The sequence below is a fragment of the Streptomyces sp. NPDC048751 genome, assembly GCF_043198595.1.
Classification (GTDB): Bacteria; Actinomycetota; Actinomycetes; order Streptomycetales; family Streptomycetaceae; genus Streptomyces.
The window spans coordinates 136,280-150,310 of the sequence record NZ_JBICUX010000015.1 but is presented as its reverse complement, the minus strand read 5'-3'; the positions used below and the strand labels follow the sequence as shown (position 1 = coordinate 150,310).

Here is a 14,031-nt window from a genome sequence, read left to right as displayed (position 1 = left end):
GGTGAGCGTCCGCCTGAAGGCGCGTTCCCCGGCGCATCACTTGCTCAGCCGGGGATTCCCCTGCTATTCCCGTCCCATGACCGCGTTTTCCCCGGACGCCACCGACTGGCGCATCCTCGACGTCCTCCAGCGGGACGGCCGGGCCAGCTTCGCCGAGCTGGCCCGGGCCGTCTCGATGTCCCCGAGCGCGGTCACCGAGCGGGTGCGGCGGTTGGAGGAGGCCGGGGTGATCCAGGGGTACGCGGCAGTCGTCGACCCCGAGCGGCTCGGCCTGCCGATCCTGGCGTTCGTGCGGCTGCGCTATCCGAACGGCAACTACAAGCCGTTCCACGACCTCGTCGCCGTGACGCCGGAGATCCTGGAGGCGCACCATGTGACCGGCGACGACTGCTTCGTCATCAAGGTCACCGCCCGGTCGATGCGTCACCTGGAGGAAGTGTCGGGCAAGATCGGCGCGCTGGGGTCGGTCACGACCAGCGTCGTCTACTCCTCACCGCTCCCCCGCCGCCCGCTGGGTCACTGACCGCGCTGGCGCACCACCGACCCCGAGCGGCCCTTCACGACCTCCAGCTGGGCGTGGATCCGCCGCCGCAGGTCGGCGACATGGCTGACGATGCCCACGCTGCGGTCGCGTTCGCGCAGGGAGTCGAGGACGTCGAGGACCTCGTCCAGGGTCTGGTCGTCGAGGCTGCCGAAGCCCTCGTCGATGAAGAGCGTGTCCAGCTGGACCCCGCCGGCCTCGTCGGTGACGACGTCCGCCAGCCCGAGGGCGAGGGCGAGCGACGCGAAGAAGGTCTCACCGCCCGACAGCGTGGCCGTGTCGCGCTCCCGGCCGGTCCAGGCGTCGACGACGTGCAGCCCGAGGCCGCTGCGGCCGCGGCCGGCCCGGTCGGCGGAGTGGACGAGGGTGTAGCGGCCGGACGACATGCGCCGCAGGCGGACGGTCGCGGCGGCGGCCACCTGCTCCAGGCGGGCCGCCAGGACGTACGACTCCAGCCGCATCCTGCGCTCGTTGTCGGCGGAGGTGCCCGCGGTGAGGGAGGCCATGCGGGCCACGCGGTCGTACTCCTCGCGCAGCGGCGCGAGGCGCCGTACGCCGGTCTCCGCGCGCGCGGAGAGCCCGTCGAGCTCCGTGCAGCGGCGGGCGGCCGCGTCCCAGGCGGAGGTGGCGGTACGCAGCCGGGCGGCCGCGTCGGCGGCGGCCCGTTCCGCCGCGGCGAGATCGGCGGGCGGCTGCTCGGCGGCGGCCGCGGTGTCGGCCTCGGCGAGGACCGCGCGTACGGCGCTCTCCTCGGTCTGCCAGGCGTCGAGGCGCCGCTGCAGCTCGCGGTGGGCGGTGTCGTCGAGGAGCGCGGCCGCCGCGGCCCGCGGAGTCTCGAACCCGGCGCGGTAGGCGGCCTCGGCGAGCCGCCCGTCGGCCGCCTTGAGGCGCTCGGCGCTCTCCTCGGCGGCCCGCACGGCGTCGGCCGCCTCGGTGAGCCGGGACGCCTGCCGCTCCAGCTCGGCGGCCCGCGCGGCCACGCTGTCCGCAGCGCCGCGGGCCTGCGCCAACTCCTCCTCCAGCGTGTCCCGTTCCCGCTCCAGGGTGTCCCGGCGGGCGGTCCTGGTCGCCGTGGAGAGCGCGGCCTGCTGCCGGTCGGCGGTCCGCCGCTCGTGCTCCTGCTCGGCCCGCCGCAGCTCCTCGTGCGCGGCGTGCAGTCCGGAGGCGTCCCGGCGCGCCTGCGCGTGGAGCCGTTCCAGCTCCTCGGCCTCGTCGGCGAGCCGGTCGGTCGGGGTGTCACCGGCCTCGGCCGTGGCGGCGGCGAGTGCTTCCCGTACGACGCCGAGGCGCCGTACGTCCTCGGCGTGCCGTTCCTCCGCGCGCTGGTGGGCGGCGAGGGCCTGTTCCTCGGCCTCGCGGTCGACGTGCCCGGCGTCCTTGCGCGCGGGGGCGGGGTGTTCGGTGGCGCCGCAGACCGCGCAGGGCTCGCCGTCCGTGAGGTGGGCGGCGAGTTCCGCGGCGATGCCGTCGAGGCGCTGCTCCTTCAGGTCGAGCCAGTGCTCCTTGGCCCGCAGTGCCTGCTCTTCGGAGGCGAGAGCCTGTCGCTGGGTCTCCTCGGTGTCCCCGGCGAGCTGGTCGCGCAGCCGGGCCGCGCGCAGCCGCTTCTGGGCGGGCTCGCGCTGTACGGCGAGCTGTTCGGCCCGGGTGGCGGCCTCCTGGGCGGACTCGATCCGGGCCTGGAGGCCCGCGCGGGTCGCGTCCCACCCGGCGAGCCAGCCCTCGGTCTCCGCCAGGACCTCCTCGTCGGCGCGCTCCTGGCGGTCCAGGTCGGCGCGCTCGGCGACCAGTCGGGCGAGGCGTTGTTCGGCGCGGCGGGCCGACTCCAGGCCGCCCAGTTCCTCGGCGGCACGGCGGGCCGCGGTGGCGAGTCCGCTCGCACCGGCGTCCGCGTGAGCGTCCTGGAGCAGGGCACGCGCGCGTGCCTCGGCGTCGGTGGCCCTGCGATGCTCGGCCTCGGCCGCCTCGCGCAGTTCCAGGGCCGGCGCCACCGCCTCCGCCTTGCGGGACCGCTCCATGCGCGTCTGCGCCTCACGGTGGGCGTCGGCCCGCTCCTCGAGTCGCTGCGCCCGCTCCCGCGCCTCGGCGAACCGCCGCTGCAACCGGGCCACTTCGCGTACGTCGGACAGGGCGCGCTCGGCGGCGGCCTGGGCGGCCTCGGCGGCGGCGCGGCCACGGTGGGCGATGGTCAGCTGCTCCCGTGCGGTGCTTCGGGCGACGGCGGCCGCGGTGAGAACCGCCTCCGCGAGTCCCGGCTCCCCCGGTGCCAGGTCCGGCAGTTCCATGGCGTCGCCCGCGGCCTGCTGCATGCGGTGGGCGTCGGCGAGCAGTTCGGCGTCCCCTTCACGCACCCGGGCCTCGGTGACGCGTCGGCGTTCGGCGAGGCGTTTCTCGACCTCGGCGAAGCGCTGGGTGTCGAAGAGCCGGCCGAGCAGGCGGCCGCGGGCCTCGGCGTCGGCGCGCAGGAAGCGGGCGAAGTCGCCCTGGGGCAACAGCACGACCTGGCAGAACTGCTCGCGGCTCATGCCGAGGAGCTGGGTGATCTCCTCGCCGATCTCCTGGTGGGAGCGGCTGAGGTCCTTCCAGGCGCCGGCCGTGGTGTCGTACTCGCGCAGCCAGCTCTGGGCCTTGTCCAGCGTCGTCCCCGAGCCGCGTTTCTTGGGCCGCTCCCAGGGCGGCTGCCGGGTGACCTCCAACCGCCGCCCCGCGACGGTCAGTTCGAGCGTCACCTCGGTGCGGGTGCCGGCGGCGGCGTGGTCACTGCGCAGGGTCAGGCCCTGGCCGCTCTGCCGGGCTCCCGGCACGGAGCCGTACAGGGCGTAGCACACGGCGTCCAGAACGGACGTCTTCCCGGCGCCCGTCGGTCCGTGCAGCAGGAAGAGCCCGGCGGCGGACAGGTCGTCGAAGTCGACGCTCTGGGAGCCGCCGAAGGGGCCGAAGGCGGTGATGTCCAACCGGTGCAGCCTCACCGCGCCACCTCCCGCACCGCGTCGTCCGCGCGGACCGCGTCGAAGGCGTCCCGCAGTACCTCCTGCTCCCGCGCGTCGGGACCGGCGCCGCGCACATGCGTGACGAAGTCCTCGGCGATCTGCTGGTCACTGCGGCCCGCGAGTCGTCGGGCGTACGACACGTCGGGGTCGTCCGGCGCCCGTTCCGGGGCGAAGACGAGACTGAGGGTGTGCGGGAAGCGCTCGATGAGACGGGCCATGGGGTCGGCCGGACGGACGGCGTCCGTGAGTGTGGCCTCGACCCACGCCTCCTCGTACCGCGACAGCTCCGGGTCGGCGAGCAGGTCCTCCAGCGTGCCGCGCAGCCGGGCCAGGGCGCGCGGCACGGGGCAGTCGATCCGCTCGGCGCTGACCGCCCCGTCGGCGTCCAGGTGGACGAGCCACATGGTCTTGCGGTGCTCGGCCTCCGAGAAGGAGTACGGCAACGGCGAGCCGGAGTAGCGCACGCGCTCGGTGATGGTCTGGCAGCCGTGCAGGTGGCCCAGCGCCGCGTAGTCGACGCCGTCGAACACCCCGGCGGGCACCGCGGCCACGCCACCGACGGTGATGTCCCGCTCGCTGTCGCTGGCCTCGCCGCCGGTGACGAAGGCATGGGCGAGGACGACGGAGCGGGTGCCCCGCGCGCGCGTGGCGAGGTCGGCGCGGACCCGTTCCATGGCGGCGGCGAGCACGGCCTCGTGCCCCGCCTTCTCCACCCCGAACTCGTTCTTCACCAGGGCGGGTTCGAGATACGGCAGCCCGTAGAAGGCCACGTCGCCGAAGTCGTCCGCCAGCACCACCGGCGTCCCGCACGCGGACGGCTCGGTCCGCAGATGGATGCCCGCCCGGCCGATGAGCCCGGCGCCCACCCCGAGGCGGCGCGCCGAGTCGTGGTTCCCTGAGATCATCACCGTCGGCACCCCGAGGTCGGCGAGCCGGTGCAGGGCGTCGTCGAACAGCTCGACCGCCGCGAGCGGCGGCACGGCCCGGTCGTACACGTCCCCCGACACCACCACCGCGTCGACCTCACGCTCCCGCACGGTCGCGACGAGACGACCGATGAACTCGGCCTGGGCACCGAGCATGTTCACGCGGTGGAACGCCCGGCCGAGGTGCCAGTCGGAGGTGTGCAGCAATCTCATGATCCCCGAGACTAACGGCCGGGTCCGACACCACGGGCGGTTACTCCCGTATCGCCCCGTCATAAGGGTTCACAGAAACACCACTTATGTCCGTTTCAGGCGTCCCCGTACGCCTCGCCTCCCAGTTCGAACCCCGCCGACCCCGCGGTGGCGTCCGCGAGCCAGGCGCGGAAGGTGTCCACGTCGGCGTCCGGGAGGCCGATCTCCAGGGTGACCGCTTCGCCGTAGTGCATGTCACGTACGTCGCGGCCGGTGGTGCGGAGGTCGTTCTGGAGCTTGCCGGCGCGTTGGTGGTCGACGGTCACGGTGGCGAGCCGGAAGCGGCGGCGGGTGCGGGTGCCGAGCGCGTCGAGGGCCTCGCCCACGGCGCCGCCGTAGGCGCGGATGAGGCCGCCCGCGCCGAGCTTGACCCCGCCGTAGTAGCGGGTGACGACGGCGACGACGTAGCGCATGTCGCGGCGCAGCAGCATCTGGAGCATGGGGACGCCGGCGGTGCCGCCGGGTTCGCCGTCGTCGCTGGCCTTCTGGACGGCCGCGTCGGCGCCGATGACGTAGGCCCAGCAGTTGTGGGAGGCGTCGGCGTGCTCCTTGCGGACGGCCGCGACGAAGTCCTGCGCCTCCTGTTCGGTGGCCGCCGGGGCGAGCGCGCACAGGAAGCGGGAGCGGTTGACCTCGGTCTCGTGCACACCCGCGCGGGCGACGGTGCGGTACTCGTCCTGCATCCGGCCAGCCTAGTGTCAGACAGACCCCCGGCCGGATCAGCCGCCTTTCTTCCCCCGGGGGACGGCCATCCAGGTCAGCAGCGCCGTGCCGGGGGTGAGGTCGCGCCAGGTGGTGCCGCGCCAGGTGAGGACCGCGATCGCGGAGGTCGGGAACTTCAGGCGGACCTCGTCCAGCAGGTTGTCGAGGCCGTCCCCGGCGAGGTCGAGGACCAGCTCCTCGAGGCCCGGGTTGTGCCCGATCAGCAGCAGCGTCGCCGCCTGGGCGGGCGCCTCCCGCACGACCTGCAGCAGTTCCGGTACGTCGGCCGCGTACAGCCGAGGATCGTGGCGGACCGGCGGCGGGGTCCCCCACTGGGCGGAGGCGAGTTCCCAGGTCTCACGCGCGCGTGTGGCCGTCGAGCACAGGGCGAGATCGGGGAGGCAGTCGATCTCGGCGAGCGCGCGTCCGGCGGCCGGGGCGTCCCGGCGGCCGCGCGGGGCGAGCGGACGTTCGTGGTCGGGGACGCCCTCCGGCCAGGCGGACTTCGCGTGCCGCAGCACGACCAGGCGGCGCAGCGGTCCCGCCCCCGCGCGCGGGGTCATGCCCAGGCTCCCAGGTCGCGGGTGAGTTCGAGGCCGAGGAGCCGATCGGCGTACGCGTACGTCTCGAAGCGGGCGCCGTCCGGGAGCTCCGGCCCGGCCTCCTCCACCCACCGCAGGACTCCCAGGACCCCTGGTACGTCCAGATCGTCCTCCCAGGCCGTACGGAGCCGTTCCTTCACGTCCTCCGGCACCGGCTTCGAGGGCCGCCGCGCCCACTCGGCGACGGCACGGCGCCAGCGGGCGAGGGTGTCGCGGGCAGCGCCGAGGCCCTCCGCGTCGAGCGGTACGGGTTCGCGGTGATGGTGGGAGAGCAGGGCGAGACGAAGGACGGCGGGGTCGGCGTCCGACGCCACGGGAGCATCGGGGACCACGGGCGCGACGGCGACCCGGACCTCGTCGGAGAGCACGGGCGCCACGGCGTCCCCACCCTCCTCGGGGAGCACGGGCGCCACGGCGTCCCCGGCCTGGTCCGGGAGCACGGGCGCCACCGCACCCCCCGCCGTGTCGGCCTCCCCCACCACGTGCAGGGCGCGGGCCGACCCGATCCCGCCCGCGAGCTCCGGGCCCTCCTCGAACGGCCGGACGCCGAGAGCGGCCGCCGCCGCCCGCAGCTCCGCCCGCTCCCGGCCACCGGCCAGCAGGGCCACCACGGGCGTGCCGCCGAGTTCCAGGGCGCGGACGAGCAGGTCGGCGACGAGCAGGACGCGCAGGGCGCCGGTACCGTGCCCCGGGGCGTGGACCTCGACTCGGGCCAGGCCACGGCGGACGGGGGCGGCGGGGACGGGTTCGCCGGTTCGGGCGTCGATGATGCGCAGCACGGGGTGAGCGTAGGCGGGCGGAGGGCCGTCCGCAGGACGACGGCACGGAATCAGGACGCGTCCGACGCTGTTGACCGGGTGGGCACCCGTGACCATGGGCGCCTTCAGCTCCCTTCCGATCAGAGGAGGCCGCCGGTGTACGGCGACGAGGCAACGGTCCGCAGGATCCTCACCGGGTTGGGCGACACCTGGGCGGTGGTGGGCCTGTCGACGAACCCGCGGCGCGCGGCCTACGGCGTCGCGGAGGTGCTCCAGCGCTTCGGCAAGCGGATCGTGCCGGTCCATCCGAAGGCGGAGACGGTGCACGGAGAGCAGGGTTACGCCTCCCTCGCGGACATCCCCTTCCCGGTGGACGTCGTCGACGTGTTCGTCAACAGCGACCTCGCGGGAGCCGTCGCGGACGAGGCCGTCACCAAGGGCGCGAAGGCGGTGTGGTTCCAGCTCGGCGTCATCGATCCGAACGCCTACGACCGCACCCGCGCCGCCGGCCTGGAGATGGTGATGGACCGCTGCCCGGCCATCGAGATTCCCCGGCTGGGTTGATTCCTGAAGAGTCATCCAGGAAATACCCGCACACAGGTCAAGATTCCCCCCGCACTCTTCAGTTGACGCTTTTACGTTCCTAATCTGAGCGCTCCGATTCACGGCAGGCGACGTCCGCGTGAATTTCATGAATTTCATGAGAGGCGCCTTAAGAAATGGTAAGCGTCGACCGAATTCCAGACGTCAAGGGAAGCCCGGGCGGCCTGCGCCGGGATGTCGGACTGATCGGCCTGATGTGGGCCTCGGTCGGATCCATCATCGGCTCCGGCTGGTTGTACGGCGCCGAGAAGGCGGTCGTGGTGGCCGGTCCCGCCGCGATCGTGTCGTGGGTGATCGGGGCCGTGGCGATCGTGCTCCTGGCACTGGTCCACGCGGAGCTGGGCGGGATGTTCCCGGTCGCGGGCGGCACGGCCCGCTATCCGCACTACGCGTTCGGCGGGCTGGCCGGCATGTCCTTCGGCTGGTTCTCCTGGCTCCAGGCGGCGACCGTCGCACCGATCGAGGTCGAGGCGATGATCGGCTACGCCGGCCACTGGAGTTGGGCGCACGGTTTCCAGCACACCGACGGAACCCTCACCGCCTCCGGATTCGTGGTCGCCCTCCTGCTGATGGCGGTCTTCGTGGCCGTCAATTTCCTCGGCGTCCGCGTGCTCGCGCACACGAACAGCGCGGCCACCTGGTGGAAGATCGCGGTACCGCTGGTCGCCATCTTCGTGATCGCGGCGGGCAACTTCCACCCGGCCAACTTCACTTCGGAAGGCTTCGCGCCGTTCGGCGCCAAGGGCGTGCTGAGCGCGATCAGTTCGAGCGGCATCATCTTCGCCCTGCTCGGCTTCGAGCAGGCGATCCAGCTCGCCGGCGAGAGCCGGGACCCCCAGCGGGACCTGCCCCGGGCGACCCTCGGCTCGGTCGCCATCGGCGCGGTCGTCTACGTGCTGCTCCAGGTGGTGTTCATCGCCGCCCTCCCCCACTCCGCCTTCGCCGGGGGCTGGGCCAAGCTGCACTTCGAGGGAATCAGCGGTCCCTGGGCGGGCCTGGCCACCCTGGTGGGCCTCGGCTGGCTCAGCGTGGTGCTTTACGTCGACGCGGTGATCTCCCCCGGCGGCACCGGCCTGATCTACACCACCGCCACCTCCCGCGTCTCCTTCGGCCTCGCCCGCAACGGCTACGCCCCGAAGGTGTTCGCCCGCACCGACAAGCGGGGCGTGCCCTGGTTCGGCCTGATCGTCTCGTTCGTGACCGGCGTGGTCTGCTTCCTGCCGTTCCCCAGCTGGCAGGAACTGGTCGGCTTCATCACCTCGGCGAGCGTGCTGATGTACGCGGGTGCGCCGCTGGCGTACGGCGTGTTCGCCGACCGGCTGCCGCACCGCGAGCGCCCGTACCGGCTGCCCGGCGGCAAGGTGGTCGCGCCGCTGTCGTTCGTGGTCGCCAACCTCATCGTCTACTGGGCCGGCTGGGAGACGCTGTGGCGGCTCGGCGTGGCCATCCTCATCGGCTACGTGCTGCTGGGCGCGTACGCCTGGTACGCCGTCAGCGCCGGCCTCCCGGACGCGCCGCGCCTCGACTGGAAGGCGGCGCGATGGCTGCCGGTGTACCTGCTGGGCCTCGGGCTGATCTCCTGGCAGGGCGGCTTCGGCGGCCAGGGGCATCTGGGCCTGTGGTGGGACATTCTGGTCATCGCCGTGTTCTCACTGGCGATCTACTACTGGGCGAAGGCGTCCGCGTCCCGCACGGAGGACATCGAGCGGAGCATCGAGGAGGTCACGGTCGTGGAGGCACCGGCGCACTGACACCCGTGAGGGGGCACCCATAATGTGCGGGTGCCCCCCACCTCCGTCTCCCCCTCCCCAGAGCGTGTTCCGGTCGTCGTAGTGGGCGCCGGCCCGGCCGGTCTCACCGTCGGCGCCGTCCTGCGGGGCGCGCGGGTGGACTGCGTGGTGCTGGAGACGGAGACCCGCGAGTTCATCGAGAACCGCCCCCGCGCCGGGGTCGTCGAGGAATGGGCCGTACGCGAACTCCAGCGCCGCGGCCTGGCCGACAACCTGTTGGAGCGCGCCCAGCCGCACACCGCGTGCGAGTTCCGCTTCGACGGCGAGCGGTACCGCTTCGACTACGGCCGGTTGACGGGACGTCACCACTTCGTCTACCCGCAGCCGTTGCTGGTGACCGACCTCGTGCGCGAGTACGTCGACGTGCGGGGCGGGGACGCCCGCTTCTCGGTGCGCGACGTCGAGCCGCACGACCTGGACACGGACCGGCCGACGGTGTCGTACACCTGCCCGGAGACGGGTCGACGGCGGCTGCTGCGCTGTGACTTCGTCGTCGGCGCGGACGGGGCGCGCGGGGTCAGCCGGGCCGCGCTGCCGCCGGAGCGGGTCCGTGTCGCGCGGCACGACTACGGCATCGGCTGGCTGGCGCTGCTCGCCGAGGCACCGCCCTCGTCCGACTGCGTGCTCTTCGGGGCGCATCCGCGCGGGTTCGCCGGGCACATGGCCCGCAGTCCCGAGGTGACCCGTTACTACCTCCAGTGCCCGCCCGGCGACGACCCGGGGAACTGGCCGCACGACCGGGTCTGGGCCGAGCTCCGGGAACGGCTCGGCGCCGCCGGCGCCGCACCGCTCGCGGAGGGAAGGCTGATCGAGAAACGCGTGCTGGACATGCACGACTACGTCGTCGAGCCGATGGCGTTCGGGCGGCTGTTCCTCGCCGGTGACGCGGCACACCTGATCGCCCCGATCGCCGCGAAGGGCATGAACCTCGCCCTGCACGACGCGTTCCTCCTCGGGGACGCACTGGTCACCCGGCTCACCTCGGGCGACGACAGCGGACTCACCGGCTACTCGGAGGCGGCCCTGCGGCGCGTATGGGACTACCAGGAGTTCTCGCAGTGGCTCTCGGAGCTGTACCACGGCAGCTCCGCGGGCGATCCGTTCCGCGCCGGGACGACCCTCGCCCGGCTGCGTCGCCTGTTCACCTCACCCACCGCGGCCGCGGCCTTCGCGGAGCAGTACCTCGGCACGGCCACCCGCTTCTGACCCGGCCCCGTCAGTCGTGCAGCGGCTGGTCGCCGAGCCGGTGGTCCGCCACGTTCAGCGCCTCGTCGACCAGTCGGCGCAGATGGCCGTCGCGCAGGGAGTAGATCACCCGGCGGCCCTCCTTCCGCGTGTCCACCAGGCCCGCGAGCCGCAGCCGCGCCAGATGCTGGCTGACGGCGGGCCGAGCCGCCGCGCACGCCTCCGTGAGCGTGGTGACGTCGGCCTCCCCGGACGTCAGCGCGTGCAGCAGAGCCAGGCGGGTGCGGTCGCCGAGCAGGGCGAGGACTTCCGCGGCGAGCGCGAACTGCTCCTCGCCGGGGCTGCGCGGGTGCGCATGGTGTGCAGCTGATAGGTGCATGCGTGCGCTCATACGCACATAATGGCCCGGTGGGCGTGAGCGCGTCCACCTTCGCGCAGGCAAGCACGGCGAGCACCGGAAGGGGATCCACGTGAGCGACCGGCACGAGCACACCCACGGGCATGAGCACCCGCACGGCCATGAGCACGGACCTCACCGACACGGCCACGCCCCCTCACCCCGCGGGCACCGAGTCACCCATCGCCTCGCCCATCTCCTCACCCCCCACTCCCACGAGACCGCCGACAAGCTCGACCCCGCCCTGGAGTCCTCGGCGCGCGGGATGCGCGCGCTCTGGGTCTCACTGGTCGTGCTCGGCGTGACCGCGCTGGCGCAGGCGGTCGTGGTGGCGGTGTCCGGGTCGGTGGCGCTGCTCGGGGACACCGTGCACAACACGGCGGACGCGCTGACCGCGGTACCGCTCGGGATCGCCTTCGTGCTCGGCCGGCGTGCGGCGACGCGACGCTTCACCTACGGCTACGGGCGCGCGGAGGACCTGGCCGGTCTCGTGATCGTCCTGACGATCGCCGCGTCGGCGGTGTTCGCCGGGTGGGCCGCGTTCGACCGGCTCCTCGATCCGCGTCCCGTCGCCCACGTCCCGGCGGTGGCGGTGGCCGCCCTCGTCGGCTTCGCGGGCAACGAGTGGGTGGCTCGCTACCGCATCCGCGTCGGACGTGACATCGGCTCGGCGGCGCTGGTCGCGGACGGGCTCCATGCCCGTACGGACGGGTTCACCTCACTCGCCGTGCTGGTGGGCGCGGGAGGCTCCGCCCTCGACTGGCAACTCGCCGACCCGATCGTGGGGTTGGCCATCACGGCCGCGATCGTGCTGGTGCTGCGGGACGCGGCGCGCGAGGTGTTCCGGCGGATCCTGGACGCCGTCGACCCGGCGCTGGTGGACCGGGCCGAGGGGGCGCTGCGGGAGGTCCCGGGTGTGCGGGAGGTGGGCGAGCTGCGGCTGCGCTGGATCGGACACCGGCTGCGCGCCGAGGTGGCGGTCGTCGTGGACGGCGAGGCGACGGTACGGCAGGCCCACGCCATCGCCGTGGACGCCGAACACGCCCTGCTGCACGCGGTTCCCCGCCTCACCGCCGCCCTGGTGCACGCCGATCCGGCACCGGTGCCGGGCGAGGTGGATCCGCATCTGGCGCTGGCCCACCACACGGTGGCCTGAGGTCAGGCCACACCCAGCCCTTCCAGAACCACCGCGCCGGGCAGCTCCGCGAACGCCTTGCCCGGCACCAGCAGCTTGCCGCGCCGACGCCCGCTGCCCACCAGGACGTACGGCAGGTCGACGACGGCCGAGTCCACCAGCACCGGCCAGTCGGCCGGCAGTCCGAGCACGGTGATGCCGCCGTACTCCATGCCGGTCTCCCCGGTCGCCGTGTCCATGGGGGCGAACGAGGCCTTGCGGGCGCCGAGTTGGCGGCGCACCACACCGTTCACGTCGACGCGGGTCGTGGACAGGACCAGACACGCGGCGAGCGTGGTCTCACCGCCCCGCTTGCCGGCCACGACCACGCAGTTGGCCGACCTCTCCAGCAGGTCACGCCCGTAGTGCTCCACGAAGGTCGCGGTGTCGGCCCACTGCGGCTCGGTGTCGACGTAGAGGATCTCCTCGGCGGGGACGCTGCCGCGCCAGTGGCGTACGGCGTCGGCGACCGGGGCGGTCAGCTCGTCCAGGCAGTCCGGGGCGGGGGTGGCGTGGTCGAAGTCTCCGATGGGTGCGCGCATGGCCGCACGCTAACCGGGGCGGGTGGTTCAGCGCACGGGCGGGACCGAGACGGCCATCACCATCTCCGTCGGTACGTCGCCGTCGTTGCCGTACGTGTGCGGGGTGTTGGCCTCGAAGGTGGCGCTCCCGCCGGCCTGGACGTGGTGTGCCACGCCGTCGACGGTCAGCGTCAGCTCCCCCGCGCTGACGTGGACGATCTCGACGGTGCCGGCCGGGTGCGGATCGGAGGCGCTGCTCTCGCCGGGCATGAGCCGCCAGTCCCACATCTCCAGCGGGCCGGGGGCCTCGGTGCCCGCGAGGAGCCGGTTGTAGCTGCCCGCCTCCGTGTGCCACAGCCGTACCGTCTGCTCGGCGGTGACAACACGGACCTTGGGGCCCTGCTCGTAGTCGAGCAGGGTGGTGATGCTGATGCCGAGGGCGTCGCCGATCTTGACGACCGTGCCGAGGCTGGGGTTGGTGCGGGCCTGCTCGATCTGGATGAGCATGCCGCGACTGACCCCGGCGCGGGCGGCGAGCGTCTCCAGGGTGAAGCCGCGCTCGGTGCGCCAGCGCTTCACGTTGCGCGCCAGGGACTGGGTCAGCAGGTCGAGGTCCGACACGTTTGAGTCCACCACTCGTTCGTTCAATATTCTAGATGACGCAGTACATCGTGATGCACTACGGTGAGGTGCGCCCGATCATCCACCGAACTGTACTGCGAGGCGTCCCGTGACCGCGTTCTTCGCCCTGGCCACCAGTCTGCTGTGGGGGTTGGCCGACTTCGGCGGCGGACTGCTGACCAGACGAACGCCCGCCCTGACGGTGGTCGTCGTCTCGCAGGGCATGGCCACGGCCGTCCTCGGTGCGATCGTGGTGGCGACGGGCGGCTGGAGCGAGGCCGGGCCCCGGCTGTGGTTCGCGTTCGCCGCGGGCCTGGTGGGGCCGGTCGCGCTCTTCTCCTTCTACAAGGCGCTGGCCCTCGGCCCGATGGGCGTGGTCTCCCCGCTCGCGACGCTGAGCGTGGCCGTCCCGGTCTCCGTCGGGCTCGTACTCGGTGAGCGGCCGGGGTTGCTCCAGGCGGCGGGCATCGCGGTCGCCGTCACCGGGGTGGTCCTGGCCGGCGGGCCGCAGTTCAGGGGCGCGCCCGTGCAGCGTCAGACGATCCTTCTCACCCTGGTCGCGGCCCTCGGTTTCGGCACGGTGTTCGCGCTGATCGCCGAGGCGTCGACCACCGTCACCGGCCTCTTCCTCGCTCTCTTCGTGCAGCGCGTGACGAACGTGGCCGCGGGCGGTGCCGCCCTGTACGTCTCCGTGAAGCGCGGTGCGCCCGCCCTGCCCGTGGACGGCTTCCGCTGGGGCTCACTGCCGGCGCTCGCCTTCGTCGGCCTCGCGGATGTCGCCGCCAACGGCACGTACTCGGTCGCCGCCCAGCACGGCCCGGTCACCGTGGCCGCCGTACTCGCCTCCCTCTACCCGGTGGTGACCGCCCTCGCCGCACGCGGCTTCCTCAGCGAACGCCTCCGAGGCGTCCAGGCCGCGGGCGCGGGCCTGGCCCTCCTGGGCACACTCCTCCTGGCCACCGGCTGAACCGA

At 73.4% G+C, this 14,031-nt stretch carries 14 protein-coding genes; 6 read left to right on the top strand and 8 right to left on the bottom strand.

The annotated features are described in order from the left end of the window. Nucleotides 1-76: 76 nt before the first annotated feature. Nucleotides 77-523 carry an Lrp/AsnC family transcriptional regulator gene (locus ACGFNV_RS37300; RefSeq protein WP_393628818.1) on the top strand — a complete coding sequence of 149 codons (447 nt, stop codon included), beginning with the start codon at nt 77-79 and terminating at the stop codon, nt 521-523. Here the strand turns inward: ACGFNV_RS37300 and ACGFNV_RS37295 are convergent. From ACGFNV_RS37295 to ACGFNV_RS37275, 5 genes are all read right to left on the bottom strand, one after another. Beyond that, entirely contained in the window at nt 517-3,507 is a 2,991-nt protein-coding gene (locus ACGFNV_RS37295; RefSeq protein ID WP_393628816.1) for an AAA family ATPase, read from the bottom strand. The two genes, ACGFNV_RS37300 and ACGFNV_RS37295, sit on opposite strands and share 7 nt — an antisense overlap. Continuing rightward, on the bottom strand, nt 3,504-4,667 hold the full coding sequence (locus ACGFNV_RS37290; protein WP_393628815.1) for an exonuclease SbcCD subunit D: 1,164 nt from the start codon (nt 4,665-4,667) through the stop codon (nt 3,504-3,506). Before ACGFNV_RS37290 ends, ACGFNV_RS37295 begins: the two co-directional genes overlap by 4 nt. Before the next feature lie 95 nt (nt 4,668-4,762). Then, the gene (locus ACGFNV_RS37285) at nt 4,763-5,389 is read right to left on the bottom strand and encodes a YigZ family protein (RefSeq protein ID WP_393628813.1); all 627 of its coding nucleotides are present in this window, start codon (nt 5,387-5,389) and stop codon (nt 4,763-4,765) included. 36 nt (nt 5,390-5,425) lie between these two features. Beyond that, the gene (locus tag ACGFNV_RS37280) at nt 5,426-5,971 is read right to left on the bottom strand and encodes a SixA phosphatase family protein (RefSeq protein WP_393628811.1); all 546 of its coding nucleotides are present in this window, start codon (nt 5,969-5,971) and stop codon (nt 5,426-5,428) included. Then, nucleotides 5,968-6,789, bottom strand: a complete 822-nt coding sequence (locus ACGFNV_RS37275) for a hypothetical protein (RefSeq protein WP_393628809.1) — start codon at nt 6,787-6,789, stop codon at nt 5,968-5,970. The genes ACGFNV_RS37280 and ACGFNV_RS37275 overlap by 4 nt, the downstream gene beginning before the upstream one ends. Before the next feature lie 135 nt (nt 6,790-6,924). On the opposite strand from ACGFNV_RS37275, the gene ACGFNV_RS37270 reads away from it, so the two are divergent. The 3 genes from ACGFNV_RS37270 to ACGFNV_RS37260 all read left to right on the top strand — a co-directional run bounded on the left by ACGFNV_RS37270 (nt 6,925) and on the right by ACGFNV_RS37260 (nt 10,367). Further along, entirely contained in the window at nt 6,925-7,332 is a 408-nt protein-coding gene (locus ACGFNV_RS37270; protein ID WP_393628808.1) for a CoA-binding protein, read from the top strand. 155 nt (nt 7,333-7,487) lie between these two features. Further along, on the top strand, nt 7,488-9,122 hold the full coding sequence (locus ACGFNV_RS37265; protein WP_393628806.1) for an APC family permease: 1,635 nt from the start codon (nt 7,488-7,490) through the stop codon (nt 9,120-9,122). Nucleotides 9,123-9,152: 30 nt separating this feature from the next. Beyond that, complete coding sequence (locus tag ACGFNV_RS37260; protein WP_393628804.1) at nt 9,153-10,367, top strand: 4-hydroxybenzoate 3-monooxygenase; 1,215 nt, start codon at nt 9,153-9,155, stop codon at nt 10,365-10,367. Between the two features lie 10 nt (nt 10,368-10,377). On the opposite strand, the gene ACGFNV_RS37255 is transcribed toward ACGFNV_RS37260, so the two are convergent. After that, complete coding sequence (locus ACGFNV_RS37255) at nt 10,378-10,737, bottom strand: metalloregulator ArsR/SmtB family transcription factor (protein ID WP_166662533.1); 360 nt, start codon at nt 10,735-10,737, stop codon at nt 10,378-10,380. A gap of 79 nt (nt 10,738-10,816) precedes the next feature. Here ACGFNV_RS37255 and ACGFNV_RS37250 point away from each other — a divergent pair, with 79 nt between their 5' ends. Beyond that, nucleotides 10,817-11,899, top strand: a complete 1,083-nt coding sequence (locus tag ACGFNV_RS37250; protein ID WP_393628802.1) for a cation diffusion facilitator family transporter — start codon at nt 10,817-10,819, stop codon at nt 11,897-11,899. Between the two features lie 2 nt (nt 11,900-11,901). Here ACGFNV_RS37250 and ACGFNV_RS37245 read toward each other — a convergent pair whose 3' ends face one another. Further along, on the bottom strand, nt 11,902-12,459 hold the full coding sequence (locus tag ACGFNV_RS37245) for a YbaK/EbsC family protein (RefSeq protein ID WP_393628800.1): 558 nt from the start codon (nt 12,457-12,459) through the stop codon (nt 11,902-11,904). A gap of 27 nt (nt 12,460-12,486) precedes the next feature. Next, nucleotides 12,487-13,059: a helix-turn-helix domain-containing protein gene (locus tag ACGFNV_RS37240; protein WP_393628798.1), complete on the bottom strand. Its 573-nt coding sequence runs from the start codon at nt 13,057-13,059 to the stop codon at nt 12,487-12,489. 109 nt (nt 13,060-13,168) lie between these two features. Here ACGFNV_RS37240 and ACGFNV_RS37235 point away from each other — a divergent pair, with 109 nt between their 5' ends. Further along, nucleotides 13,169-14,026: an EamA family transporter gene (locus ACGFNV_RS37235; RefSeq protein ID WP_393628797.1), complete on the top strand. Its 858-nt coding sequence runs from the start codon at nt 13,169-13,171 to the stop codon at nt 14,024-14,026. Nucleotides 14,027-14,031: the final 5 nt, after the last annotated feature.